The sequence below is a fragment of the Pseudomonas palmensis genome, from assembly GCF_049942755.1.
Classification (GTDB): Bacteria; Pseudomonadota; Gammaproteobacteria; order Pseudomonadales; family Pseudomonadaceae; genus Aquipseudomonas; species Aquipseudomonas palmensis.
In genome coordinates this window covers 3,802,740-3,827,940 of record NZ_CP187958.1, presented here as the reverse complement: position 1 = coordinate 3,827,940, position 25,201 = coordinate 3,802,740, and the positions used below count along the sequence as shown (strand labels likewise).

Here is a 25,201-nt window from a genome sequence, read left to right as displayed (position 1 = left end):
GGGTTCAGATTTTTATGAGGGCCGGGACATTGCGTGGCCCTTGGACGAACGGAAATTCGCGCGCGGATTGTCAGCAATCGAATGTGAAAATTATGTTGAAAACCGCGCCTCGAACAATAGCTCAGTGTTCGGGTATCGTGTGGGCCAGACATGCCCGGAGCCACTCACCATGTACTTTCGCTACCACCCCAGCCCTATCGGCCAGTTGCTGCTGGCCGGTGATGAACAAGGTCTGCACCTGCTGCACATGGACAGCGCCCACCCCTGGCAACTGGCCGAAAGCTGGCAGCCGGCGGGCGCGCAGCTGGATACGGTAGCGCGACAGCTCGATGAGTATTTCGAAGGCCGGCGCCAGCGTTTCGAGCTACCCCTGGCACCACGGGGTACCGAATTCCAACGTGCGGTGTGGTGGGCGCTGCAGCAGATTCCGTATGGCACCACCACCAGCTATGCACAACTGGCGCAGCGCGTCGGGCGGCCGAAGGCGATACGCGCGGTAGGCACGGCCAACGGCGCCAACCCGGTGGCGGTGATCGTGCCGTGCCACCGGGTGATTGGCAGCGACGGCAGCCTGACCGGGTTTTCAGGTGGCCTGGAGCGCAAGCAGCAGTTGTTGCAGCTTGAGGGCGCCTGGTTGATCTGAGCCGCCGCATCGCCGGGCAGGCCCACGCCCACAAGAGCCTGGACTGGCGCTACAGCCTTACGTTGCCCCGTGGCCCGGCAATCGCCCAGATGATAAGGCCCAGCACCGGCAGCAGCAGGATCAGCAGGATCCACAGCACCTTGGCCCCGCCACTGGCGCCGCTCTTGATCACGTTGATGATCGCCCAGATATCCAGCGCCAGAATGACCAGCCCCACCAACCCATTGAACGTCGACCCCATGGTGATACTCCCATGATTGAACCTGCCTTCAGCGTAGCTGGCTATCGGCCCCATAGCGGCGAACCGCTCGTCGCGCACGCCGCCCAGTGATTACACTCGATTGATCGACTCCGTACCACAGAGGCCTCCATGCCACCCGCCCAAAGCTCCGCCAACGCCAACCCGACCTCCCTGCGCAGCGCCTGGCTGCACCAGGTTCAGGCCACCCCATGGCTCAGTGCCGGCCTGGCCCTGAGCCTGCTCGCCGTGCTCGGCCTGCTGGTTGCCAGTGCCTGGAACGCGGTGCACGGCGACAACAAGGACAACCTGCACATGGCCCTGCTCGGCGGCCTGGCAGGGTTTGGCGCCACGGCGCTGGGCGCGGTACTGGCGGTGGTGCTGCGCGACGTCAGCGCCCGCTCGCAGGATGTGATGCTCGGCTTCGCCGCCGGCATGATGCTCGCCGCCAGTTCGTTTTCGCTGATTCTGCCGGGCCTGGAGGCTGCGCGTGAAATCACCGGCAACGGGCCTTTCGCGGCCTTGACCGTGGTGGTCGGCATGGGCCTGGGGGTGCTGCTGATGCTGGGCCTGGACCGCTTCACGCCCCATGAGCACGAAAGCACCGGCCCCTGCGGCCCACAGTCGGAACGCATCAACCGGGTGTGGCTGTTCGTGCTGGCGATCACCCTGCACAACCTGCCCGAGGGCATGGCCATCGGCGTGGGCTTTGCCAACGGCGACCTCAACGTGGGCCTGCCGCTGACCACCGCCATCGCCATCCAGGACATTCCCGAAGGCCTGGCCGTGGCACTGGCGTTGCGCGCCACCGGCCTGTCCAACCTCAAGGCTGCGCTGGTGGCGGTCGGCTCGGGGCTGATGGAGCCGATCGGGGCAGTGATCGGCCTGGGCATTTCCACCGGTTTCGCCATCGCCTACCCGGTGAGCATGGGCCTGGCGGCCGGGGCGATGATTTTCGTGGTATCCCACGAGGTGATCCCCGAAACCCACCGCAATGGCCACCAGACCTCGGCCACCCTGGGCCTGATGGGCGGCTTCGCGGTGATGATGTTCCTGGATACCGCGCTGGGCTAGACGTGTACCGCGACCCGCAGCGCCTCCAGGGCAGGCGCCGCGGCGATGCCGACCTCGGCGCACAGCTCCAGCACCCGCGGCACGTCGTTGCCGTACACCAGCACCATCTGCAATTCGTCGTCCAGCAACTGGCTGATGTTGACCAGGGTGTAGCCGCCGTTTTCCTTGTTCATGCTGCCCATCTGCACCTGGATGCGGTTGAGTGCCGTGAGCGGCTCGACCTTGACCAGTTGCTTGGGCTTGATGTTGAAGGCAACGTCCTTGCCGAACGAGTCGGTGATCTGCTGGAACAGGTCACTGTAGGTGTCGGCCTGGAACAGCACGGTATCGGGCAGGCTGCCGATCACCACCCACTCCCCCAGCGGGATCGGAAAGGTGTCGTCGTAGTTGATGTCGGGGTTGGCCGCCAGGAACGCCTGCGGGTCGGCATAGGCCTGCGCCGCTTCGTCGGCGATGCGCTCGATTTCGGCGTCCGGAAGGCAGCCGGAGCTGATTTTGCCGATGAGTTCGACCAGTTGGTTTTTCATGCGGGGGCCCTGCGAGGCGAAAAAAGTCGCCAAGGATAGCCGCAAAAGCCCCCTGGCAGTTAGCCGGCCAGCGCCTGCAACTGGGCGACGGTGTCGGGTGCGCCCATGGTTTGCGCGGCAACCAGTGCGGTGGCGCCCTGCGCGTCGCGGTGATTGGGGTTCGCGCCCTTGCCGAGCAGGTAGGTGACGATGGAGGTGCGGTTGAACATCGCGGCCAGCATCAGCGCGGTACGGCCATCGGCAGACGCTCCATCGATCAGCGCGCCCTTCTCCACCAGCAGCTCGATCATCGCCTGGTTGCCCTTGAAAGCGGCACCGGCAATCGGCAACTGGCCCTTGTCATTGGCAATCTGCGGGTCTGCGCCGTGCTCAAGCAGCACCCTCACCGCTTCAAGGTGGCCGTGGTAGCTGGCAAGCATCAGCAGCGTGTCGCCGTTGCCATTGCGAAGGTTGACCGGCAGGCCCTTCTCCAGCAGACGGCCAAGCATGTCGGCATCCCCCTTGCGCGCCCGATCGAACACTTCTTCGGCAAAGGCTGCGGCTTCATCGTCGTTCATCGGGGTGGGGGTTGGGTGGTCGGTCATCGGGAACCTCCTGGCTGCGGTAGAGCCCAAGTCTTTGCCAGGGAAGGCTTTGGGTCAACCTCGCAAATCCCATGAGGACGACAGAGCAAATCTATTGGCCGCAAGGCACTGCAAAATGCACTGTGCAAATTGCACGACCATGCAGAATGCACGGCACTCATTCTGTACGCCAACTTTAAGTCATTGTTTTATAAGCCTTTTTTAATCAAGGAAAACTGGCACGGTCGCTGCACCTATCACTTCATGTCTGCCACACAACAGTCAGGAGCTGATATGGACCTCATCCAGCAAAAATTCGCCTCGGTATTTTCCGCCTACGACGTCACCACCCAGGCTCGCCCTGATGGCGGTGTACTGCTGACGTTGCGCGCCGCCGACGGCAAACAGGTCAAGCGCTCGATTTCGTATGGCCAGCTGCACAGTGCCGAGCAACTGTCGTGGGCGATCAGCGCGATCCGCCGCGACCTGGCCGAGCAGGCCAGCGAGCTGCCGGTGATCTCGATGCTGCAAAGCCAACAGCGGTTCGCACTACCGACCTATCGCTGAATCGCGTAGCGGCATTTGCTGGCAAGCCAGTGCCAACAGGATCACCTTGGTTCCTGTGAGCGCTGGCTTGCAAGCCAGTGGCCTCGGCGTGATCAATCGTCCAATCGCGCGTAACGCTCGGCCAGCTTCTCCCCCGTGAACTGCGCCACTACCCCTTCAGGCCGATTGAACAGTCGCACCGCCACGAAGTGCGGGTTGTCCCCGCCATCTATCCATACCCGCAACCCCGCCGGCACCACGATCAGATCCCCCTTCTCGCACACCACCGCATGCACGTAATCCCCTGCCCGCACGCTGACCAGGCTGCGCCCGGCTGCGAAGAAACGCACCAGGTCATCCGAATACACATGTTCGTCCAGCAGTTCGCTCATCGGATCGCCACTGGCGCTGATCACGTCGACGGCGCGGTAACCGCCTTCGTGTTGCAGCCGGTCGATCTGCACCTGGTAGGCGGCCAGAACACCGGCCTGGCCAGCATCGGCCTGCACAGGCGACTGCGCCGTCCAGCGCTCGAACCTTATTCCCTGCTCGGCCAGTGTCGCGGCGATGTCTTCAAGGTGGGTCAGCACCTTGTTGGGAATGTCCGGGGTGGACTGGTGAAACACGCTCAGGCTGCTCATGGGGCCTTTCCTCTTTCATTCGAAACGCAATGATAACGGCTGCGACCAGTGCCGCGACGCTGGCAATACTAAAGGTGATGGTTGCGCCCAGGGCGTTCCAGCTGTAGCCCGAATACAGGGCACCCAGCGCACCGCCGGTACCGGCCAGGGCCGCATACAGCGCCTGCCCCTGGCCCTGCTGGCGAGCGCCGAAGCTGCGCTGCACGAAGGCGATGGCGGCCGCGTGAAAACTGCCGAACGTGGCGGCGTGCAGCAACTGGGCGAACAGCAGCACGCCCGGATGCTCGGCAAAGGTCCCCAGCAGCCACCAGCGCAAGGCCGCCAGTAAGAGGCTCGCCAACAGCACCCGACGCAACGAGAACCGCGCCAGGATCCAGCTCATGGCCAGGAACATCAGCACCTCGGCCACCACCCCCAGCGCCCACAACATGCCGATGGTGCCGCGGGCATAGCCCAGGCGCTCCAGGTGCAGGGTGAGAAAGGTGTAATACGGGCCGTGACTCAACTGCATCAATGCCACGCACACGTAGAACGCGGCCACGCCAGGGCTGGCCAGTTGCCTGAGAAAGCCGCCACCACCGCTGCGCTCGTGCTGGCCTGGCGGCTGGGCATTGGGCACCCACAGGCTGGCCAGCACGATGCCGGCCATGATCGCCACCAGCGCCACCGGGTAGATGTCCAGGCTCAACCATTCGAACAATCGCCCCAGGGCCACCACGGTGAGGATGAAACCGATCGACCCCCACAGCCGCACCTGGCTGTAGCGGGCAGTCTGACCTTGCAGGTGGGCCAGGGTGATGACCTCGAACTGCGGCAGTACCGCATGCCAGAAGAACGCGTGCAGGGCCATTACCAGCGCCAGCCAGGCGTAGCTCTTGGCCACGAAGATCAACGAGAAGCTGGCCAGGGTGCACAAGGCCCCCAGACGCACGATCAGCAGGCGCTGGCCGCTGCGATCGCCCAACCAGCCCCACAGGTTCGGTGCCACGCAGCGCATCAGCATGGGGATGGCCACCAACTCGCCGATGCGCGCGCTGGAAAACCCCAGGTGATCGAAATACAGCGCCAGAAACGGCGCTGTCGAACCCAGCAAGGCGAAATAGAACAGGTAGAAGCTGGACAGCCGCCAGTAGGGAATCGGCGCCACGGCTCAGCGGGCCGTGGCGTCGACGTCGGGCAGGTGCACTACAGCTGGCCCAGTACCGGGGTGGCTACCCGCACATCGGCGTTCTGGCCGCGGTGGCGCAGCAGGTGATCCATCAGCACGATGGCCATCATCGCCTCGGCGATAGGGGTGGCACGGATGCCGACGCAGGGGTCGTGACGGCCCTTGGTGATGACCTCGACCGGGTTGCCATCCACATCGATGGAACGGCCCGGGGTGGTGATGCTGGAGGTCGGCTTGAGTGCCAGGTGCGCAATGATCGGCTGCCCCGAGGAGATGCCCCCCAGGATGCCGCCGGCATTGTTGCTGAGGAACCCTTCGGGGGTGAGTTCGTCACGGTGTTCGGTGCCGCGCTGGGCCACGCTGTCGAAGCCGGCACCGATCTCCACGCCCTTGACCGCGTTGATGCTCATCAGCGCATGGGCCAGCTCGGCGTCGAGGCGGTCGAAGATCGGCTCGCCCAGGCCGGGCATCACGCCTTCGGCGACCACGGTGATCTTGGCACCCACCGAGTCCTGGTCACGGCGCAGCTGGTCCATGTAGGCCTCCAGCTCCGGCACCTTGTCCGGGTCGGGGCTGAAGAAGGCGTTGTGCTCCACCGACTCCCAGGTCTTGAACGGGATTTCGATAGGGCCCAGCTGGCTCATGTAGCCGCGGATGCGGATGCCCTGGGTGGCCAGGTACTTCTTCGCGATGGCACCGGCAGCCACGCGCATCGCGGTTTCGCGGGCCGAGCTGCGGCCGCCGCCACGGTAGTCGCGCTCGCCGTACTTGTGGTGATAGGTGTAGTCAGCGTGGGCCGGGCGGAACAGGTCCTTGATCGCCGAGTAGTCCTTGGACTTCTGGTCGGTGTTGCGAATCAGCAGGCCGATGGCGCAGCCGGTGGTACGGCCCTCGAACACGCCAGAGAGAATCTCGACCTCGTCGGGCTCCTGGCGCTGGGTGGTGTGCCGGCTGGTACCGGGCTTGCGCCGGTCCAGGTCGTGCTGAAGATCGGCCAGCGAAAGCTCCAGGCCCGGAGGGCAGCCATCGACAATGGCGACCAGCGCCGGACCATGGCTTTCGCCAGCGGTGGTGACAGTGAACAGCTTGCCGTAGGTATTGCCGGACATGCAGGGCGCTCCGCGTTCAGCCTGATTTTTAACTGGATGGTAACAAGGCCAACCAGTATACGCAGGGTATACCCTTAGATCACCTCCGGGCGCGAACCTAATGCCGCCGGACGAGTCAAAACGCCACCTCCTCGCTAATGGCCTGATGATGCTGCGCACGTTCGCCCTGTTGTTCCTCCTGTTTACCGGCCTGGCCCAGGCCGCGACCCCCACGGTACTGCAACGACCGATCAGCCTGGTGACCGACGACGGCACCCTGCACGGCAGCCTGCTGTTGCCGCGCAGCGACACGCCGCCACCGGTGGTGCTGATCATCGCCGGCTCCGGCCCCACCGACCGTGACGGCAACAATCCCGCCGGCGGACGTATCGACAACCTCAAGCGCCTGGCCCTGCTGCTGGCCAACAACCGCATTGCCAGCGTGCGCTACGACAAGCGCGGGGTGGCCGCCAGCCGCGCGGCAACCCCCGACGAACGCAACCTCAGCGTCGAGCGCTATGTGGCCGATGCCGTTGCCTGGGGCCATCTGCTCAAGGCCGACCCGCGCTTTGGCCCGCTGATCGTGCTGGGTCACAGCGAGGGCGCACTGATCGCCAGCCTCGCGGCCGAACAGGCCGGCGCCAGCGCGGTAATCTCAGTGGCAGGCAGCGGGCGCCCGGTCGATCAGGTACTGCGCGAGCAACTGGGTGAACGCCTGCCGGCGACCGAGCGAGCCCAGGCCGTACGCCTGATCGAGCAGCTCAAGGCCGGCCAGCCCAGCACCCAGGTACCGCTGCACCTGCGCGACGTGTTTCGCCCCAGCGTGCAGCCGTACCTGATCTCGCTGTTTCGCCAGGACCCGGCCGCCGCCTTCGCCCGCCTCCACTTGCCGGCGTTGATCGTGCAGGGGCGCAACGACGTCCAGGTCGAGGTCAAGGATGCCGAGAGACTGCACGCTGCCAAGCCGGACGCCGAACTGGCACTGATCGACGGCATGAACCACATGCTGCGCATCAGCCCGCGTGCCATGAGCCAGCAGCGCGACAGCTACAACAACCCCGAGCTGCCCCTGGCCAGTGCCCTGGGCGAGCGGATCGTCGAGTTCATTCGTCGATTGCCGGCGGCATGAAGCGAATTGGCGCAAATTGTGTCTCCAGTCTTGCGCAAAGCGGCCGATAAGCCGGTGCAGGCGTCGCCCTTGCGACCCGCCTGCTGTGCACAAAAGGACCGCCGTGATGACTGAAGCCACCCCCCAGGACGCCCCAGACGCGACCGACGAATCGCCAGCCCCGGAAGCGGCCCCGCTGCCCTGGGCGGACGTTGTGCCCGAGCATTTCCAGATGCTGCGCCTGTCCCCGCAGCCCACCGACCGCAACACCGGCGCGCGGCCGCTGCGCTTCGTGCAGTACGGTTATGCCGAACGGCACAACAAGACCCACAGCCTGCTGCGCATGGAAGTGCGCCTGCCTGGGCAGAAGGTGCGCAAGGAGCAGAATCGCCTGGATATCTGGGTGGACCATGAGTTGCACCAGATCAAGATCGGCCCCGACAGTGGCTTGCAGATCGAGCCGGTCAGCCGTGGCCTGGGGCGCTTCCTGTTGTCGCAGGCGGTGCACTGGGTACAGCGCAAGTGGTCGCACTACCGGGTCGAGGGCATGGCCCTGGCCAACAAGGACGCACTCAACGAAGACACACGCCTGCGCCGCGACCAGGTGCTGCGCAGCCATGGCCTGGAGGTCGAGTACGCCGATGCGCAGCACCTGAAGGGGCGCTGCGTGGAAGTCCAGGCAGGTCAGCTCAAGGGTGGCTGGAACACCGACAAGGTGCAGAAGGTAGACATCCTGGATGCTGCGGGCATGCTGCAGCAGGCCGAGCAGAACCTGCAGGAGAAGGAAGCACAATTGCGCGAGCGCGATGAGCGGGTCAACAAGTACCGCCGCGAAGACAGCGGGTTGCGCTTCACCATCACCTGCCTGGTGGCCTTTGCGGTATTCCAGGCCGGGCTGCTGATCTGGATTGCCACCAACCGCTGAAAGCGTTGCGGGTCAAGCCCGCCCCAACACGGCAATGCGGCCCTGTTGGGGCGGGCTTGACCCGCGACAGGCTTGAAACCTGTATCCCTTACACCCGCGAAGCAAACAGCGCCTGATGCTGCCGGCATTGTTCGGCCGTGAGCATGAACACCCCGTGCCCGCCACGTTCGAACTCCAGCCAGGCGAAATCCACCTCCGGGTACAACTGCTCGACATGCACCTGGCTGTTGCCGACCTCGACGATCAGCAGGCCCTTCTCGGTCAGGTGATCCGCCGCCTCGGCCAGCATGCGCCGTACCAGGTCCAGCCCGTCATTGCCGCAGGCCAGGCCCAGCTCCGGCTCGTGGTGGTACTCCTGGGGCATGTCGGCGAAATCCTCGGCATCGACATACGGCGGGTTCGACAGGATCAGGTCGAAACGCTGCCCCGGCAACCCCTCGAACCCATCGCCCTGCACGGTGAACACACGTTCTTCAAGACCATGGCGCTCGATGTTCTGGTTGGCCACTTCCAACGCCTCGAACGACAGGTCGGCCAGCACCACCTCGGCCTCGGGGAACACGTCGGCGCTGACGATGCCGATGCAGCCGGAGCCGGTACACAGGTCGAGAATGCGCGCGGGTTCGGCAGCCAGCCATGGCTCGAAGCGTTTTTCGATCAGTTCGCCGATAGGAGAGCGCGGGATCAGCACGCGCTCGTCGACGATGAACGACATGCCACAGAACCACGCCTCGCCAAGCAGGTACGCGGTCGGCACGCGTTCTTCGATACGTCGCTTGAGCAGGCGCTGCAGCTTGACCAGCTCGTCGTCTTCAAGACGGCAATCGAGATAGGCGTCGGCCACTTCCCATGGCAGATGCACCGAACCCAGCACCAGCAGGCGTGCCTCGTCCCAGGCGTTGTCGGCGCCATGCCCGAAAAACAGCCCCTGCTCATGAAAACGGCTGACAGCCCAACGGATGTGGTCGCGCAGGGTGCGCAGGCGGGAAGTGATCACGGGCAGACTCCTTTAAAGACGACCGGCAATTCTAACAGCCTGGAACACAAATGGGCCCGCCAATACGCCTCTGGCCGCAATTGTGCTCATGCCTGCAGGCCGCTATCCACGCCGCATGCACGCTAAGCCATTCACATAAGTCGCCAAGCAGGGGACAATAGGTGAAAAGCCCTATCCAAAGGAGCCCCTGATGTCCGTTCCAACGACGATGTTCCACCTCAGCGGTCGCGGTTATCCGCCGGCCAAGCTGAGCAACGCCAGCCTGGTGATTATCGATGCGCAAAAGGAGTACCTGAGCGGGCCCCTGGCGCTGTCGGGCATGGACGAAGCGGTGGCCAACATCGGCAAACTGCTCGAGGCTGCACGCAAGGCCGGCCGGCCCGTGGTGCATGTGCGCCACCTGGGCACCGTGGGTGGCCTGTTCGACCCACAGGGCTCGCGCGGCGAGTGGATTCCGGGCCTGGAGCCGCAGGGCGATGAAGTCGTCATCGAAAAACGCATGCCCAACGCTTTCAAGAACACCACCCTGCACGAGACGCTGCAGAAGTACGGCCACCTGGACCTGATCGTGTGCGGCTTCATGAGCCACTCCAGCGTCAGCACCACCGTGCGCCGCGCCAAGGACTACGGCTATCGCTGCACCCTGGTCGAAGACGGCTGCGCCACCCGCGACCTGCCGTTCAAGGACGGCGTGATTCCGGCCGCACAGATCCAGCAGAGCGAAATGGCGATCATGGCCGACAACTTTGCCTGTGTCGCACCCGTCAACAGCCTGATCTGACCACCCGACAGGCAAGTGGAACCACTCTGGGGCGTTCGGGTCCAACCCCGGATACCCTTTGAGGAAAGTCGGAATGAAGTTATCCAGTTTCGACGCCAGGCGCCTGCGTCCCCGCGAACAACGCAATTGGGGCGCACGCCTGGCCACGGCGTTCTCGGCACTGCTGGCGATACTCGGCGTGCTCCTGACCATGGCCGGCGTCGCTGGCCTGCTGGGCCATGCCGAGGCGCTGGGCGAGCTCAACAACAACCGCCCCGGCGCTGCCGTGGTGCTGGGCCTGGGCTTGCTGTCGCTGTACCTGGGCGTCTGGTCCTGGCGCCGCAGCCGGCTGCGCCTGCGCCGTGCCAGGGGGCTGAACCTGTCGCCGCACCTGATGAAGAAACACGATTGACTGCAACCCTGTGGGGAGTCGCGTAAACTGCGCCGCCCAGGCGGAGGCTTACATGCAAGACGACGATTTTTCCCTGTTCAAGAGCCAGATGCACGGCGTCAAGCCGATCCGGCATGATCGCGCCGACACCGGCAAACCCAAGGCCGACCGCAAGCAGCTGGCCAGCCTGCGCCAGGCCGCGACCGTGCGCAGCGACCAGACGGTGATCGACGGTCTGTCCGATCAGTTCGTCATCGACGTGGGCCCGGAAGACGACCTGCACTGGAGCCGCGATGGCGTGCAGGAAAGCCAGATGCGCAAGCTCAAGCTTGGCCAGATCGGTTTCGAAGGCAGCCTGGACCTGCACGGCATGACCGTGGAGAAAGCCCGCGAGACCCTCTGGGCATTCCTGGCAGAGGCCACGCGCTTCGAGGTGCGCTGCGTGCGAGTCACCCACGGCAAGGCGGTGCGGCTCGATGGCAAGCGTCCGATGATCAAGAGCCACGTCAACACCTGGCTGCGCCAGCATGCCCAGGTACTGGGTTTTACCTCGTGCCAGGCGCGTCACGGCGGCACCGGCGCGGTGTATGTCATGCTCAAGCGGACCATGCTTGAAGGGCGTGACGAGTAACGCCGCGCTTGCAGCGCCGTCACAGCCGCCGTACCCTTCGCTTTTGCGATAAATCCCACAGGTAGATCCATGTCCCTGGAACAGCACTACACCGCGATTCTCGGCCAACTCGGCGAGGATGTTTCCCGCGAGGGCCTGCTCGATACGCCCAAGCGGGCTGCGAAGGCCATGAAGTACCTTTGCCGCGGCTACGACCAAACCCTGGAAGAGGTGACCAACGGCGCCTTGTTCAGCTCCGACAACAGTGAAATGGTCCTGGTCAAGGACATCGAGCTGTACTCGCTGTGCGAACACCACATGCTGCCGTTCATTGGCAAGGCGCATGTCGCCTATATCCCGAGCGGCAAGGTGCTGGGCCTGTCCAAGGTGGCGCGCATCGTCGACATGTACGCTCGCCGCCTGCAGATCCAGGAAAACCTCAGCCGCGAGATCGCCGAGGCGGTTCAGCAGGTGACCGGCGCGCTGGGCGTGGCCGTGGTGATCGAAGCCAAGCACATGTGCATGATGATGCGCGGTGTGGAAAAACAGAATTCGTCGATGATCACCTCGGTGATGCTCGGCGCCTTCCGCGACAATGCTGCCACCCGCAGCGAGTTCCTCAGCCTGATCAAGTAATCGGCCGAGGTTCTGCGAGCCGACCTGCCCAGGTCGGCTTTTTTCATTGTGAGGAGTTGCCATGATCGTCAAAGCACTGCGGGTTGGCCTTGGCCAACTGATCGTCTTCCTCGACTGGGTCAGCCGCCCGAGCAAACTCAAGCGTGATGCGGCCGCCCAGGCGAATATCGAGCAGCAGGCCAAGGGGCTGAGCCTGTATCAGTTTCACGCTTGCCCCTTCTGCGTGAAGACCCGCCGCACACTGCACCGCCTGAACGTGCCGGTGGCGCTGCGTGACGCGAAGAACAACGAACAGGATCGCCAGGCCCTGCTGGAGCAAGGCGGCAAGATCAAGGTGCCGTGCCTGCGCATCGAGGAAGACGGCAAGACCACCTGGATGTACGAGTCCAAGGTGATCATCGACTACCTGAACCAGCGGTTCTCGGCGGTCTGACAGCGCTTGGCCGGCAGGGCTGCTCCCTGCCGGTAAAACACCATCAATCGATCATGGGCACATGCCGCTCATGCGAGGCCACGCGTTCCAGCCAGGCGCGAATCTTCGGGTAATCATCCAGCAGGAAGCCAGCTTCGTGGGCCACATGGGTGTAGGCATACAACGCCACATCGGCAATCGAGTACTTGTCACCGACCAGGTAGGGCGTTTCCTGCAACTGTTTCTCCATCACCTTCAGCGCCTTGTGCCCGCCCTTCTGCAACGACTTGTATTCATCGACGCGATCTTCGGGCATGCCCAGGTAGAACTGGATGAAACGTGCCACGGCAATGTAGGGCTCATGGCTGTACTGCTCGAAGAACTGCCACTGCAGCACTTGCGTACGTAAACGCGGTTCACTCGGCAGGAACAGGCTACCTTCGGCGAGGTAGTTAAGAATGGCGTTGGACTCCCACAGATAACTGCCGTCCTCCAACTCCAGCACCGGCACTTTGCCGTTAGGGTTCTTGACCAGAAACTCAGGGCGCTCGGTCTCGCCATTGAGGATGTTCACGGGACACCATATGTACGGAATATCAAGCAAGTGCAACATCAGCTTGACCTTGTAGCAGTTGCCCGACTGGTAATCCCCGTAGACCTTGTACATTGTTCCCCCCTCTCCAAAGCTGAAACGAAACCGCCGTCCATAGTTGGCGACTGTACGGTTAAATGCAATGGTTGCTGTATGGCAAAACTCGCCCTATCGCAGCGTAGTCTGAAAAACCCGCTTACACCCGCACAAGGATTACTGCATGCCTGACGCCACCTCTGCGCCAATGCGTCCGCTGGCCGACACCTCCCCCTCGGCGGTGGTCGCCGGTTTCATTGCCATGCTCACGGGCTATACCAGCTCGCTGGTGCTGATGTTCCAGGCGGGCCAGGCGGCCGGCCTGACCACCGCGCAGATTTCCTCGTGGATCTGGGCGCTGTCGATCGGCATGGCGGTATGCAGCATTGGCCTTTCACTGCGTTATCGCACGCCCATCACGGTCGCCTGGTCGACCCCCGGCGCAGCCTTGCTGATCACCAGCCTGGGCGGCGTGAGCTATGGCGAGGCAATCGGCGCCTACATCACCTGCGCCGTACTGGTGGTGATCTGCGGGCTCACAGGCAGTTTCGAACGCCTGGTACGGCGCATTCCGGCATCGCTGGCCGCGGCCCTGCTGGCCGGCATTCTGTTCAAGATCGGCAGCGAGATCTTTGTTGCGGCCCAGCATCGGACCGCCCTGGTGCTGGGGATGTTCTTCAGCTACCTGCTGATCAAGCGGTTGTCGCCGCGCTATGCGGTACTGACCGCGCTGGTGGTGGGCACCGCGATCGCCGCAGTGATGGGGTTGCTGGACTTCAGCGGCTTCCACCTGGAGGTGGCGACACCGGTATGGACCACGCCGTCGTTCTCGCTGGCCGCGACCATCAGCATCGGCATCCCCCTGTTCGTGGTGGCGATGACTTCACAGAACATGCCGGGTGTGGCGGTGCTGCGTGCGGACGGGTACCAGGTACCTGCCTCGCCGCTGATTTCAGTGACGGGCCTGGCCTCGCTGCTGCTGGCCCCGTTCGGCTCGCACGGCATCAACCTGGCGGCCATCAGCGCCGCGATCTGTACCGGGCCGCATGCCCATGAAGACCCGAGCAAGCGGTACACCGCGGCGGTCTGGTGCGGGATTTTCTATGGCATTGCCGGCGTGTTCGGCGCCACCCTGGCGGCACTGTTCGCCGCGTTGCCCAAGGAGCTGGTGCTGTCGATTGCCGCACTGGCGCTGTTCGGCTCGATCATGAACGGTCTGACGGTGGCGATGAGCGAGGCCAGGGAGCGCGAGGCAGCCTTGATCACATTCATGGTCACGGCCTCGGGCTTTACCCTGTTCTCGATCGGCTCGGCGTTCTGGGGGATTGTGGCGGGGGTACTGACGCTGATGATCCTGAACTGGCGCAAGGCTGCCTGATCGGTACGGGAGGGCCTGGCCCTCCCCTGCCCCACCCGCTAGATAGCGGTGGCACCACCATCGATTGCCAGAGCCTGGCCAGTGGTGAATGCCGCACCGTCGCTGCACAGGTACAGGACCGCTGCAGCGACTTCCTCGACCTTGCCCACGCGGCCGACCGGGTGCATGGCGGCGGCGTATTCAGCCTTGCGTGGATCGGCCTCGTAGGCACGGCGGAACATGTCGGTGTCGATCACCGCCGGGCACACCGCATTCACCCGGATCAGTTTCTTGGCGTACTCGATGGCGGCCGACTTGGTGAGCCCGATCACGGCATGCTTGGATGCGCTGTAGATACTCATCTTGGGCGCAGCCCCCAGGCCGGCGACCGATGCGGTGTTGACGATCGCACCGCCGCCCTGGGCGAGCATCAGTGGCAACTGGTGCTTCATGCACAGCCACACGCCCTTGACGTTGACGCCCATGATCGCATCGAATTGGGCTTCGCTGCCGTCGGCCAGGCGCCCCTGCTCGATTTCTATACCGGCATTGTTGAAGGCGTAGTCCAGACGACCGTATGCCTCGACAGTGCGCGCCATCAACTGCTGCACGTCCTGCTCGCGGGTAACGTTGCAAGGTACGAACAGTGCCTGGCCGCCGGCGGCCTGAATCAACCCGACCGTGTGTTCGCCACCGGCGACGTCCAGGTCTGCCACCACGACCTTCAGGCCTTGTGCGGCGAATGCCAGCGCCGTGGCCCGGCCGATGCCGGCGCCGGCCCCGGTGACCAGGGCAACCTGGCCGGAAAAAGTCATGCTCATCGATAACTCCCGCAACGTAGTGAGGACAATGGCGGGAGTCTAGTCATCGGCGGTGGCTCCTGGGCAGCATCATCAGGCACGCAGTGAACACACCATCGAACCGGGTGATTTTAGCTGCTAGGCTCAATCATCCAGATGGATCAATCACCATTCGCCACAAGGCTGGACCTTGCCGATTTGCCGATGCAGGCCTATCAACAGGGTTTGCCTTCCAGAGAGAACCTTGCCATGACTGACAGGACCAACCGCCGATTCCTGCTTGCCAAGCGCCCCACCGGGGCAGTGACACGTGATGACTTTACCTTTGAAACCGTGCCTGTGAGCGAGCCTGTCGAGGGACAGGTAGTGGTGAAGAACCTGTACCTGTCGCTGGACCCGGCCATGCGCGGGTGGATGAACGAGGGCAAGTCCTACATTGCGCCTGTAGGTATCGGCGAGGTCATGCGAGCACTGGGTGTCGGTGAAGTGGTGGCGTCCAGGCACCCTGACTATGCCGTGGGTGATACGGTGAGCGGAGCCCTTGGTGTACAGGATTACTTCATTGGCGAGCCCAAGGGCCTGCATAAGGTCGACCCTAGGCTGGTACCGTTGCCACGCTATCTCTCCGCCCTGGGCATGACCGGAATGACGGCCTACTTTGCCCTGCTGGAAGTGGGTGAGCCCAAGACGGGCGAAACCGTGGTGATCTCGGGTGCAGCGGGAGCGGTCGGCAGCATTGCCGGGCAGATCGCCAAGCTCAAGGGCTGTCGTGTGGTCGGGATTGCCGGCGGCGAGCAGAAATGCCGCTACCTGGTCGATGAACTGGGCTTTGACGGGGTTATCGACTACAAAGCCGAAGACGTACTGGAGGGACTCAAGCGCGAGTGCCCAAAAGGGGTGGATGTGTACTTCGACAACGTCGGCGGGGACATCCTCGATGCAGTGCTCAGTCGCCTGAATTTCAAGGCGCGGGTGGTGATCTGTGGTGCCATCAGCCAGTACAACAACAAGCAGGCGGTCAAGGGCCCGGCCAACTACCTCTCGCTGCTGGTAAACCGCGCGCGCATGGAAGGTTTCGTGGTGATGGACCATGTGGCCAAGTACGGCACCGCAGGCAACGAAATTGCCGGCTGGCTGGCCAGCGGCAAGCTCAAGAGCAAGGAGGATGTTGTCGAGGGGCTGGAGACCTTTCCCGAAGCGCTGCTGAAGCTGTTCAGCGGGGAAAACTTTGGCAAGCTGGTGTTGAAGGTATAAGAGGAACGACTTCGCCAGCAAGGCCGGCTCCTCCTTGTAGGAGCCAGCCTTGCTGGCGAAAAACCGGGTCGCTTAGCCGCGAATTTCGGCTACCACTGCAGCCAGCGCTTGAGCAGGGTCAGCCGCCTGACTGATCGGGCGACCGATTACCAGGTAGTCGGAGCCGGCGTCCAGCGCCTGGCGCGGGGTAAGGATACGACGCTGATCGTCCAGGGCGCTGCCGGCAGGACGAATGCCCGGAGTCACCAGCTGCAACGACGGGTGCGCGGCCTTCAGGGCCGGGGCTTCCAGGGCGGAGCACACCAGGCCGTCCATGCCGGCCTTCTCGGCCAGGGCGGCCAGTCGCAGCACCTGCTCCTGCGGCTCGATGTCCAGGCCAATACCGGCGAGGTCTTCACGCTCCATGCTGGTCAGCACGGTCACACCGATCAACAGCGGCTGTGGCCCGCTGCGCTGGTCCAGCACGTCGCGACAGGCCGCCATCATGCGCAGGCCGCCAGAGCAGTGCACGTTGACCATCCACACGCCCATTTCGGCTGCGGCCTTCACGGCCATGGCGGTGGTGTTGGGGATATCGTGGAACTTGAGGTCCAGGAACACTTCGAAGCCCTTTTCACACAGGGTTTCAACGATGCCCGACGCACTGCTGGTGAACAGCTCCTTGCCGACCTTGACCCGACACAGCGCGGGGTCCAGCTGATCGGCCAGTTTCAGGGCGGCGTCACGGGTAGGGAAATCCAGGGCGACGATGATAGGCGTCTGACAGGCGGACATGGGCAGGCTCTCTGGGCAAGTCGAAATCGGCGCGCATTGTAGCCGATGCGCAGTGCCAATGGGGGCCGGTGATCGCGAATTCGCCCCCAGGTGGTGGGCCTCTTATACTTGAACCATCGACGCTCGTGTCGAGTCCAACATCACAGAGGCGGCGCCATTCGCCGTCGATAAGGAGAAGCTCATGCCCTGGTATGCCTGGTTGATCTTGCTGGTTGCCATCGGCTCGATTGTCGGTGGCTTGATGATGCTGCGTGATACGGCGAAGAAGCTGCCCTTGACCGAAGAGCAACTCAAGCGCGTGCATGAGCGCAATGCCGAAGCCGATGCCAAGGACGCGCAAGACCGATAAGCGTGGCGCTTCCCCGCCTTCTGCAGGCGCCGGCATTGCCGGCGATGAGCCCATGCCATTTGATGATAAAAACGGATCGAGCATTGCCCGACCCGCCCCTCCTCAGGTCACTTGACCGCCAGTTTGTCCCGGTTGCGCTCGATCAGCGCCTGGCCGATCCCCTTCACCTCCAGCAACTCATCCACTGACTCGAACGCGCCGTTGGCTTCGCGGTAGGCCACGATCGCTTCAGCCTTGGCCTTGCCGATACCTGCGAGCGACGACTGCAGTGTCGCCGCATCGGCAGTGTTCAGGTTGACGGTGGTTGAGGCGAGCGCTGCGCTGACTGTAGTGACTGGCAAGTCGCCCGCGGCCTTGGTGGCCGCCGCAAACGACGGCAGCGAGAACGCGCTGAGCAGCGCGAGCAGCAGAGAAACAAGAAAGGTATTGCGCATAACGGTGGCACTCCTTGGTGTGTGAGCTTGCTAAGGCAGCGATTCCTTGGCTGCCTGTAAAACCTAGCGGCTCAAGAACAACAGATCCACAGTCAAGGTCAAAAGGATTCAAACAAGATGTGAAAGAAATGTAAAAATGTGTAGGAAATGTTACCGTTTTGGCCGTCCAAAAACTCTTACACGGGATGTGCAGCGGTGCGCGAAGGGAAGAACAAGCTGGTTGATGGATTTCCGTTTACATTCAAGCATCAGCGCTCGACAGTTCATCTGAACGCGCCTGTGAGCACTGCGCTGGCGGCAACGCTTACGCTGTTGCTTGGCCAGGAACGCCCGTCAAACCGGACAAGCGCGCCACTATCTACAGGCGATAGCCCATTGTTTGCCAAGCGCCAAGCGATTGAGACCCTCCCAAAGAGGATCCGCTTTACGCGCGGTACCCGCAAAAGCTGTGGCATGTTCGACTGGCCAATCGAAGAGCTGATAAACACTGCGGAAGCGCACCGCCGCGGCGCGAGTGTGCCCGGCGTGGTTGGCTATGGGTATACCAGGTCACGCATGGGGTTGATGAATGACTTCGTCATCATCACAGAACTGTTGCAGAACTACACAGACGGCTATCAGTGGATACTCGCCAAGCCTGAAGAAGTGGAGCGGGTGATCGGTGCGGCGTTCGAGTTGTTGCTTTCGCTGAACAGCAGCGGGATCTATCACATGGATCTATGGGCGGCGAATGTGATGATGTGTAACGACGGGGTGGGGGCAACGCATGCGATCGATTTAGAGAATTGCTTTGCCACCGCACCACGGTTTTTGAGTGAAACCCTGGGCTTTCAACTGGGGTTCTTCTATCGCAGAGAGGTAGGGGGGCTGGTTGGGGAGTCGGCGTACGACGCTTTAGTAGCGCGAGCCCTGGAAACCTGCGAGGGGATTAATCGGGAACGATTTCATGCTGTGTACCAAATGGCCAAGCACCATCATATTGGTCGCAAGGAACGACGGGATATTTTTTTGAGTGGGCGAGTGGTATTGGGGTGACGACAAGAGGAAACGTATGGGGCGGCACTGTTTTTTTTGTGAGGGCCGATAACGGCTAGCCGTCAGACAGGCCAAGCATATGGGGCACGAAAAATGTAATGACTCGTTCCCAGATCCGCCGCCCGGCAGTCGTTACAGCTGGATACTGTTAACCCCAAGGCCCGCTCTCAAAGATATACAGCGCCTGTTCAGCCGCTTCGGCATTGACGGCCTGATAGATCGTAAGCACTCCATAAACCCCACCTTGTCAAAGATGGTGCGGTGCGTTGCCGATACACTTGAGGCACGCACCTCCACGGCAGCAGGGCTTCGTAAGCCTCAACTGAGGACGCCTGTGGCAGGCGTTCCAGTGCGCAATAGGGCTTTTGGTCGTTAGCTTTGGCGGTTTCGACCAATCTGTAAAGTTGACCACTGGCCACCGCGCCGTTAGGCGTGTCGCTAAACAACCGGTTATTTCGTCCCATCACGAAGGGGGGATCGCGCGCTCTGCGACGTAGTTGTCGATCGGTAGGTAGCCTTTCTCCACCTACCGTTCAAGTCTGCTCCAGTTGCTTGCCAGATAACTAATGGCTTTCCGAACGCGTTCTGAGCGCTAACTCGTGGTTGTGTCTTTTCGCTCCAGCTTTTCAATTGAGCAACTATCGGCAGGCTTTGTTCGTGAGGACCGGTTTTACGCTCAGCGTCGCTGCCGCCCTTCAAGTCGCGTTCGATCCCATAAAGCTTGTTGATCAAATTCAGCGCGATGTCGGCATTACCCGTCTTGCTTTTGGGCTGCACTTTTTGTGCTTTCACGAATTTGCGACGTGCGTCCGCCCAGCATCCCTAGCGCTCACTCTTGCTTGGGCGCCCAGTGCGTTGTAACCGGCATAATCATCGCTCATGACGTAGACACGATAGCCATCGAAAAGGCGTGTAGACACTTCCTGCGCTCGGCTGGTGGAGTAATCAAAAAGGATGACCTGCTTATCCGGTGGACCGCCGCTTTGCACCCACATCCACGACTGGTTGTTTGGCTCGCGGTCAGGTTCTTTCAACACCTGCACCTGCGTTTCATCGCAGTAGATGATTCGACTGGCTAGCAGGCGGTCGAGCATCAGCTTCAGCAGCGGCTGGAAGTGCTCGCTGCACTGGATAACCCACCTTGCCAAGGTTTGGCGCGGGATATCAATGCCGTGGCGACCCAGCACTGTTTCAAAGCGGTATGGCGGCAAACCGTCTACATATTTGGTGGTCAGCATCATCGCCAGTACGCTGGGGCTAGATATGTTTTTTCAATCACCTGAGTCGGTTTGTCCGCCGTGGCCGGTGCAGCCTCACAGTCGCGGCAACTGTAGACTTTACGAACGTTTTTGATTACCCGTACCGGCTTCTGCGTCTTCGTCGGCAACGTCGGCAATGCTTTCTGCGTTATCGAAAAGGGCTAGCTGGAGTGTAGCAGGGTCAGCTGTCTGCTCGGACTTGCGCCCGAACAAGCGCTGACGCAGCAGCGCGTTTTCCTCTTCGAGAAAACCGACCCGTGACTGCGTCTTCGCAAGCATCTGCTTGAGTAGCTAAAGATAGAACGTGCCTCACCGAAACCGGGCCTACACAGTTGACCAGGGACCGAAGTGCTCTGGCATATCTCGCCATGCGGCACCCGCGAACAGCCCCCAGAGCAAGCCATCAAGCCTCAAACAGTCGCCTGGAGGGGAGCCGGCCCCCGCCATGGTTTTCGATAAAGAGATCGGCAACTACATCCCAGGCCTCATACGAGAGTTCATAACGCTTTCACATCACAGAACTACTTTCCGTAGATGGCTGGAAACTCTACAAAATCTCAGTTTTCGAGGGGTGGTGATTAAATTTCTCGACATATCGTACAGAGCCTAACCTATACACTGCAGGTATATATTGGTCAACAACAGCAAGATAAGACTGCTTCGCTGGGATTCGCTGACCATTATCGGGAAACTAGCTTGACGGCGCTGCTTGATCAGCTTGTTTAGACCGCATCGGCACCGCCAACAAAATCGCCACTGGCAACCAGAACAACGTCCAGTAGTCACCAGGTCGAGTAAAGACTCGCTCAACATCCGTCAGCATGGCGATCAGCGCAAAGACCAGTGCAGGAAATGCAAGGCGCACCCAATAGTTGCTGCGCAGTTTCCACGCTTTATGTGCCAACGCCAGCAGACCCGCACCGAGCAAGGCAAGCGAGACGATACCACTATCGTAGACCTGTTGGAGGTACAAGCTATGGGCATGAGGGGAAACTTGAACACCATCAGGCCAGCGATACTCGAATGGTGTACCCAGCCCGTGCCCAACGGCCCAGTGACCTGACATGACTTTAAAATAGTAGACCCAAATAGGCCCGCGCCCAGATAACTGTTTTTCCTGAAACTCGACAACCAACTGTGGCCAAAACTTGATGACCAGTGCAAGAACAAGCACTGTACCAATCCCCAGCAACCACCAACCGAGCCTGGAGTTTTGTAAAATTATGACAGCCACAATGCCACCCAGCAAAGCAAACCATGCCCCCCTGGTATAGGTCAACAATACATAGAGGCTCAACAGCATGAAGATAGCGAGCCAAAACAGCACTGACTTGAACGCCGTGCGTTTATCCAGTGCCACACCGAGCGCCCAAATAGCAATGGCACCGTGAAAAATACCGGCGACCACAGGCCAGCCGTAATTGGCAAAATTTCCAATACCCGAGCGATCAATACGGTAGGCACGATAGGCCAGTGGTTTATCCAGAATGCCAAACTGATAAACAATGCTGACTAGGGCACCTACAGCCACCATGACCACCCCTGCCAACAACGCTTTTTTCAGAAAACCCTCATTGTAGGACATTAATAAGTAGATCGCTTGAAGATACAGGGCAATCAACAACCCTCGTTTCGCAAGCGAGAACGCATCCTTTTCAGATCCTGTTGCCCATACTGTACTCAAGCCGACCCAAAGCAGAAAAAAAAACCATGGAATATAGTGAACCGACGGTACACATTTATTCCGAACGATCAATTTGTAGAAAATAAAAATTAACGCTGGCAAAAGAAGCCATATATATACTTGAGCATTCCTCGCACTACCGGACTGAATCCAAACCTTACCACTCAACTGAATGAATAACCCGACAGCCAGCATCCAGATCAAAACAAGCTGCCAGCTTCGACCTCTAGAGCAATGACCTGGCAACACTTCTATTCCATTCATAACTACTACTTCCCAAAAAAATCAAAATGCGTTTTTATTAATGAAGCCTTTAAAAACAGTAAGAAATATAATTTTCAGATCAACCCAGAGTGACCAGTTATCGATGTACCAAAGATCGTACTCGACACGCTTTTGCATTTTTTCAAGCGTATCAGTCTCCCCGCGGTAGCCACTGACCTGAGCCCAACCGGTAATACCTGGCTTAACCTTATGCCGCTGCATGTAAGACTCGACCAATTCCTTGTAGTACTCGTTATGCGCCAACGCATGGGGGCGAGGCCCAACAATCGACATACGCCCTTGGAGCACATTGAAAAACTGCGGTAGTTCATCAAGGCTGGTACGCCGTAAAAACGCCCCGACTTTGGTCACTCGCACATCGTCGCGCGTGGCCTGGGTAACGCCACCTTCGCTATGCACTACCATTGAGCGAAATTTGTACACTTTGAAATGTTTGCCGTTGATGCCCGTTCGATACTGTTTAAACAGAATCGGCCCAGGGGACGACACCCTGATTGCAACAGCAATCACCAGGCAAACCGGGAGTATCATTAGGCTGATCAAGCCTCCAATAATCAAGTCCTCAAGGCGCTTGACCACCAACGCCGAGCCATCCATCGGGCTGCAGCTAAGGTCCAATGAATACAAGCCAGCAATATGGCTCACCTTGTGGTTCAGCAAGCGGATATCACCCCATTCCGGAATGAAGCGAACCGCAACGGTGTGGTGGCGAAGCGCATACATGATAGAGCGAATGACGCCCCCTTCACTGAGCGGTAGGCACAGCCATACTTCATGCACGCCTAACTCATCAACTTTGGCGACCAAGCTGTCCACCCAGTCGTCGTTTTGACTAAACGCAAGGCTTGTGGAAATACGAAAACCGTCTTCTTCCAAGGTGCGGCCACTGTTTAGCTGACTGGCGGACTGCCCTCCGGAATCAACCAGCAGTACGCTCTTCAGGTTCAGTCCAGAGCCGCGTATGCGACGTAATATCAAAAATACGGAAAAGCGTAGCAACAAACACAGTGCCCCTCCCGTAAACAACATTACGCTGAACCAGATGCGGGAATAGTTATCTGAAATCTTCAGGAAAAACGTCAACGATAAAAGAACGCCTGCAGCAGACAGCCAGCAAACCACCAGGACACCGAGTTGGCGCCAGAAGGACTGACCTCGTTGCGAGCCATAAACTCCGCCCAACGCCAGGCAGATCACGACCACAATGGCCGTAATCATCGTTGCGGTGTTGTAACGCCCCGTCATTTCAAAGTGCTGAAAACGGTAATGGAAGGCAAACAAGCCCGCCACCAAGACGATGACCATGTCCGTTAACGCGACAAAAAAAGGAACGGGATACCGTTCTGCAAATGTTGGTTGATACCGATGAGTGACTTGCATGTCTTTGAACAGGCCCCAATCTCTATAAAACACTGGTTAGCATGCAATGCAGCCGGGCACCGCCCCGCAGCCAAACCCCTAACCCTACACAGCAACTCAGAGGCGCCAGCACCGCCTGAGTCACTATCAGTCATGCTTTACTTTTTTTGGTTTGACACGCCCGTACTTGTCTTCAAAGCGAACGATATCGTCTTCACCCAGGTACGTACCTGATTGAACCTCGATGAGCTCCAACGGGATAACACCTGGATTTTCCAATGCATGAACCTGGCCGATAGGGATGTAGGTGGATTGGTTCTCCGTGACCAGATAGGTTTTGTCGCCATTGGTGACACTCGCCGTACCACTCACCACAATCCAGTGCTCGGCTCGGTGATGGTGCATCTGAACGGATAGCTTGGCTCCGGGTTTTACGGTGATACGCTTGACCTGATAACGATGCCCACTGTCGATCGAATCGTACACACCCCAAGGACGATACACTTCACGGTGATTGGCATGCTCATGGCGCTGATCCTGCTTGAGCTGCTCAACAATCTTTTTGACGTCTTGCACATGACTCTTGTGGGCAACCAGGACGGCGTCCTTGGTCTCGACAATAACAAGATCCTCGACCCCTACCGTCGTCACCAGCCGATGCTCGGCATGCACATAGCTATGACGAGTACCGTGTTGAAGAACATCCCCCTTCAAGACATTCCCGTTGATGTCCTTTTCGCTGACATCCCACAGTGCAGACCATGACCCGATGTCACTCCATCCAGCATCCAGCGGCACCATGGCGGCATCGGCCGTTTTTTCCATCACCGCATAATCGATCGAGTCGTCCGGGCACTCGCTAAATGCTTTTGCATCAATACGGGTGAAGTACAGGTCCTGCTCTGCACCTGCCAATGCCTGCTGGCACGCCTTGAGAATGTCGGGCTGGAACGCCTCCAGCTCTGCCAAATAGCGGCTGGCACGAAACATGAACATGCCACTGTTCCAAAAATAGTCCCCAGAAGCAACATAATGCTGGGCAGTGGACAAGTCCGGCTTCTCCACGAAACGGTTAACCTTGAACCCTTCACTACCAAGCACTTCGCCCTTCTGGATGTAGCCATAACCGGTTTCAGGGTAGGCCGGTACGATGCCAAAGGTCACAAGTTTGCCTGCTGTGGCTAACACCATGGCAGCCTCAATACTGGCATGGAACGCAGGCACGTCTTGAATCAAGTGATCGGCAGCCAAAACCAGCAGCAACGGATCCTGACCTTCCTCTATGGCCTGTAATGCCGCCAGAGCAATGGCAGGTGCCGTATTACGCCCCATTGGCTCCAGCAGAATGTTGGCCTGCTCCAGGCCAATCTGACGTAGCTGCTCTGCTGCAAGAAACCGATGCTGCTCGTTGCAAATCAAGCGCGGCGCTTGGGCGTCCAGCCCCTGCAGGCGCTCAATCGTTGCCTGCAGCATGGACTGATTTTGGTCGACCATCGGCAAAAATTGCTTAGGGTTAAGTTGACGCGAAAGCGGCCAGAGACGCGAGCCGGAACCGCCAGCCATGATTACCGGAAGCAACATGTGTTTTTGTCCTTTGAAGTCGTACTACCAAAAAATGAATTCTGCATGCCGTGCAGCACGCCCAACACATTACAA

Annotated in this window: 27 protein-coding genes and 3 pseudogenes; 14 read left to right on the top strand and 16 right to left on the bottom strand. The window is 60.4% G+C overall.

Annotated features, from left to right (window positions below):
- The first annotated feature begins 169 nt into the window (after positions 1 to 169).
- Positions 170 to 643 (top strand): methylated-DNA--[protein]-cysteine S-methyltransferase, encoded by a 474-nt coding sequence (locus ACPRTJ_RS17745; protein ID WP_054915836.1) that lies wholly within the window; start codon positions 170 to 172, stop codon positions 641 to 643.
- Positions 644 to 692: 49 nt separating this feature from the next.
- Here the strand turns inward: ACPRTJ_RS17745 and ACPRTJ_RS17740 are convergent, their stop codons facing one another.
- On the bottom strand, positions 693 to 884 hold the full coding sequence (locus ACPRTJ_RS17740; protein WP_043862715.1) for a PLDc N-terminal domain-containing protein: 192 nt from the start codon (positions 882 to 884) through the stop codon (positions 693 to 695).
- A gap of 129 nt (positions 885 to 1,013) precedes the next feature.
- Between ACPRTJ_RS17740 and ACPRTJ_RS17735 the strand changes: the two genes are divergently transcribed.
- Entirely contained in the window at positions 1,014 to 1,955 is a 942-nt protein-coding gene (locus tag ACPRTJ_RS17735; RefSeq protein WP_043862714.1) for a ZIP family metal transporter, read from the top strand.
- Here ACPRTJ_RS17735 and ACPRTJ_RS17730 read toward each other — a convergent pair.
- The gene (locus ACPRTJ_RS17730) at positions 1,952 to 2,482 is read right to left on the bottom strand and encodes a hypothetical protein (protein WP_043862713.1); all 531 of its coding nucleotides are present in this window, start codon (positions 2,480 to 2,482) and stop codon (positions 1,952 to 1,954) included. The two genes, ACPRTJ_RS17735 and ACPRTJ_RS17730, sit on opposite strands and share 4 nt — an antisense overlap.
- Positions 2,483 to 2,541: 59 nt before the next feature.
- Positions 2,542 to 3,066, bottom strand: a complete 525-nt coding sequence (locus tag ACPRTJ_RS17725; RefSeq protein WP_054915837.1) for an ankyrin repeat domain-containing protein — start codon at positions 3,064 to 3,066, stop codon at positions 2,542 to 2,544.
- 273 nt (positions 3,067 to 3,339) lie between these two features.
- Here ACPRTJ_RS17725 and ACPRTJ_RS17720 point away from each other — a divergent pair, with 273 nt between their 5' ends.
- Positions 3,340 to 3,612, top strand: a complete 273-nt coding sequence (locus ACPRTJ_RS17720) for a DUF3509 domain-containing protein (protein WP_043862711.1) — start codon at positions 3,340 to 3,342, stop codon at positions 3,610 to 3,612.
- Between the two features lie 92 nt (positions 3,613 to 3,704).
- On the opposite strand, the gene ACPRTJ_RS17715 is transcribed toward ACPRTJ_RS17720, so the two are convergent.
- The 3 genes and pseudogenes from ACPRTJ_RS17715 to aroC form a co-directional block, all read right to left on the bottom strand.
- A complete protein-coding gene (locus ACPRTJ_RS17715; RefSeq protein ID WP_327781670.1) occupies positions 3,705 to 4,232 on the bottom strand; it encodes an acireductone dioxygenase in 528 nt (175 codons plus the stop codon).
- Between the two features lie 4 nt (positions 4,233 to 4,236).
- Positions 4,237 to 5,379, bottom strand: a pseudogene (locus ACPRTJ_RS17710) (MFS transporter); the annotation flags it as partial.
- 38 nt (positions 5,380 to 5,417) lie between these two features.
- Positions 5,418 to 6,509 (bottom strand): chorismate synthase, encoded by a 1,092-nt coding sequence (gene aroC / locus ACPRTJ_RS17705; RefSeq protein ID WP_043862708.1) that lies wholly within the window; start codon positions 6,507 to 6,509, stop codon positions 5,418 to 5,420.
- A gap of 145 nt (positions 6,510 to 6,654) precedes the next feature.
- Here aroC and ACPRTJ_RS17700 point away from each other — a divergent pair, with 145 nt between their 5' ends.
- Both ACPRTJ_RS17700 and ACPRTJ_RS17695 read left to right on the top strand, forming a co-directional pair.
- Positions 6,655 to 7,617: an alpha/beta hydrolase gene (locus ACPRTJ_RS17700; RefSeq protein ID WP_426427155.1), complete on the top strand. Its 963-nt coding sequence runs from the start codon at positions 6,655 to 6,657 to the stop codon at positions 7,615 to 7,617.
- A 106-nt stretch (positions 7,618 to 7,723) separates the two neighbouring features.
- Complete coding sequence (locus ACPRTJ_RS17695; RefSeq protein WP_054915840.1) at positions 7,724 to 8,521, top strand: hypothetical protein; 798 nt, start codon at positions 7,724 to 7,726, stop codon at positions 8,519 to 8,521.
- A gap of 88 nt (positions 8,522 to 8,609) precedes the next feature.
- On the opposite strand, the gene prmB is transcribed toward ACPRTJ_RS17695, so the two are convergent.
- Positions 8,610 to 9,518 (bottom strand): 50S ribosomal protein L3 N(5)-glutamine methyltransferase, encoded by a 909-nt coding sequence (gene prmB, locus ACPRTJ_RS17690; protein ID WP_054915841.1) that lies wholly within the window; start codon positions 9,516 to 9,518, stop codon positions 8,610 to 8,612.
- 190 nt (positions 9,519 to 9,708) lie between these two features.
- Between prmB and ACPRTJ_RS17685 the strand changes: the two genes are divergently transcribed.
- From ACPRTJ_RS17685 to ACPRTJ_RS17665, 5 genes are all read left to right on the top strand, one after another.
- The gene (locus ACPRTJ_RS17685) at positions 9,709 to 10,299 is read left to right on the top strand and encodes a cysteine hydrolase family protein (protein ID WP_054915842.1); all 591 of its coding nucleotides are present in this window, start codon (positions 9,709 to 9,711) and stop codon (positions 10,297 to 10,299) included.
- A 73-nt stretch (positions 10,300 to 10,372) separates the two neighbouring features.
- Entirely contained in the window at positions 10,373 to 10,690 is a 318-nt protein-coding gene (locus ACPRTJ_RS17680; RefSeq protein ID WP_043862703.1) for a hypothetical protein, read from the top strand.
- 52 nt (positions 10,691 to 10,742) lie between these two features.
- Positions 10,743 to 11,300, top strand: a complete 558-nt coding sequence (locus ACPRTJ_RS17675; RefSeq protein ID WP_043862702.1) for a Smr/MutS family protein — start codon at positions 10,743 to 10,745, stop codon at positions 11,298 to 11,300.
- A gap of 69 nt (positions 11,301 to 11,369) precedes the next feature.
- Positions 11,370 to 11,915, top strand: a complete 546-nt coding sequence (gene folE / locus ACPRTJ_RS17670; RefSeq protein ID WP_054915843.1) for a GTP cyclohydrolase I FolE — start codon at positions 11,370 to 11,372, stop codon at positions 11,913 to 11,915.
- A 61-nt stretch (positions 11,916 to 11,976) separates the two neighbouring features.
- The gene (locus ACPRTJ_RS17665) at positions 11,977 to 12,348 is read left to right on the top strand and encodes a glutathione S-transferase N-terminal domain-containing protein (protein ID WP_426427154.1); all 372 of its coding nucleotides are present in this window, start codon (positions 11,977 to 11,979) and stop codon (positions 12,346 to 12,348) included.
- Between the two features lie 43 nt (positions 12,349 to 12,391).
- Here ACPRTJ_RS17665 and ACPRTJ_RS17660 read toward each other — a convergent pair whose 3' ends face one another.
- Positions 12,392 to 12,994 carry a glutathione S-transferase family protein gene (locus ACPRTJ_RS17660; protein WP_100634492.1) on the bottom strand — a complete coding sequence of 201 codons (603 nt, stop codon included), beginning with the start codon at positions 12,992 to 12,994 and terminating at the stop codon, positions 12,392 to 12,394.
- Between the two features lie 145 nt (positions 12,995 to 13,139).
- On the opposite strand from ACPRTJ_RS17660, the gene ACPRTJ_RS17655 reads away from it, so the two are divergent.
- Positions 13,140 to 14,333, top strand: a complete 1,194-nt coding sequence (locus ACPRTJ_RS17655) for a benzoate/H(+) symporter BenE family transporter (RefSeq protein WP_043862698.1) — start codon at positions 13,140 to 13,142, stop codon at positions 14,331 to 14,333.
- A 38-nt stretch (positions 14,334 to 14,371) separates the two neighbouring features.
- Here ACPRTJ_RS17655 and ACPRTJ_RS17650 read toward each other — a convergent pair whose 3' ends face one another.
- Positions 14,372 to 15,133, bottom strand: a complete 762-nt coding sequence (locus ACPRTJ_RS17650) for an SDR family oxidoreductase (protein ID WP_426427153.1) — start codon at positions 15,131 to 15,133, stop codon at positions 14,372 to 14,374.
- A gap of 228 nt (positions 15,134 to 15,361) precedes the next feature.
- On the opposite strand from ACPRTJ_RS17650, the gene ACPRTJ_RS17645 reads away from it, so the two are divergent.
- A complete protein-coding gene (locus ACPRTJ_RS17645) occupies positions 15,362 to 16,366 on the top strand; it encodes an NADP-dependent oxidoreductase (protein ID WP_054915846.1) in 1,005 nt (334 codons plus the stop codon).
- Positions 16,367 to 16,438: 72 nt separating this feature from the next.
- Here ACPRTJ_RS17645 and pyrF read toward each other — a convergent pair whose 3' ends face one another.
- A complete protein-coding gene (gene pyrF, locus ACPRTJ_RS17640) occupies positions 16,439 to 17,140 on the bottom strand; it encodes an orotidine-5'-phosphate decarboxylase (protein WP_054915847.1) in 702 nt (233 codons plus the stop codon).
- 181 nt (positions 17,141 to 17,321) lie between these two features.
- Between pyrF and ACPRTJ_RS17635 the strand changes: the two genes are divergently transcribed.
- Positions 17,322 to 17,489, top strand: coding sequence for a DUF2897 family protein (locus ACPRTJ_RS17635; RefSeq protein ID WP_078479756.1), 168 nt, complete (start codon positions 17,322 to 17,324; stop codon positions 17,487 to 17,489).
- 107 nt (positions 17,490 to 17,596) lie between these two features.
- Here the strand turns inward: ACPRTJ_RS17635 and ACPRTJ_RS17630 are convergent, their stop codons facing one another.
- Complete coding sequence (locus ACPRTJ_RS17630) at positions 17,597 to 17,923, bottom strand: ComEA family DNA-binding protein (RefSeq protein WP_043862694.1); 327 nt, start codon at positions 17,921 to 17,923, stop codon at positions 17,597 to 17,599.
- A 195-nt stretch (positions 17,924 to 18,118) separates the two neighbouring features.
- On the opposite strand from ACPRTJ_RS17630, the gene ACPRTJ_RS17625 reads away from it, so the two are divergent.
- A complete protein-coding gene (locus ACPRTJ_RS17625; RefSeq protein WP_426427152.1) occupies positions 18,119 to 18,958 on the top strand; it encodes a lipopolysaccharide kinase InaA family protein in 840 nt (279 codons plus the stop codon).
- A gap of 85 nt (positions 18,959 to 19,043) precedes the next feature.
- On the opposite strand, the pseudogene ACPRTJ_RS17620 reads toward ACPRTJ_RS17625, so the two are convergent.
- The 5 genes and pseudogenes from ACPRTJ_RS17620 to ACPRTJ_RS17600 form a co-directional block, all read right to left on the bottom strand.
- Positions 19,044 to 19,178: pseudogene (locus tag ACPRTJ_RS17620) on the bottom strand (IS256 family transposase); the annotation flags it as partial.
- Positions 19,147 to 20,496 (bottom strand): annotated as a pseudogene (tnpC, locus tag ACPRTJ_RS17615) (IS66 family transposase). The pseudogenes tnpC and ACPRTJ_RS17620, both read right to left, overlap by 32 nt.
- A 412-nt stretch (positions 20,497 to 20,908) precedes the next feature.
- Entirely contained in the window at positions 20,909 to 22,165 is a 1,257-nt protein-coding gene (locus ACPRTJ_RS17610; RefSeq protein ID WP_213606086.1) for an O-antigen ligase family protein, read from the bottom strand.
- 21 nt (positions 22,166 to 22,186) lie between these two features.
- Positions 22,187 to 23,566, bottom strand: coding sequence for an undecaprenyl-phosphate glucose phosphotransferase (locus ACPRTJ_RS17605; protein WP_058541099.1), 1,380 nt, complete (start codon positions 23,564 to 23,566; stop codon positions 22,187 to 22,189).
- 126 nt (positions 23,567 to 23,692) lie between these two features.
- The gene (locus ACPRTJ_RS17600; RefSeq protein WP_426427151.1) at positions 23,693 to 25,126 is read right to left on the bottom strand and encodes a mannose-1-phosphate guanylyltransferase/mannose-6-phosphate isomerase; all 1,434 of its coding nucleotides are present in this window, start codon (positions 25,124 to 25,126) and stop codon (positions 23,693 to 23,695) included.
- Positions 25,127 to 25,201 lie beyond the last annotated feature (75 nt).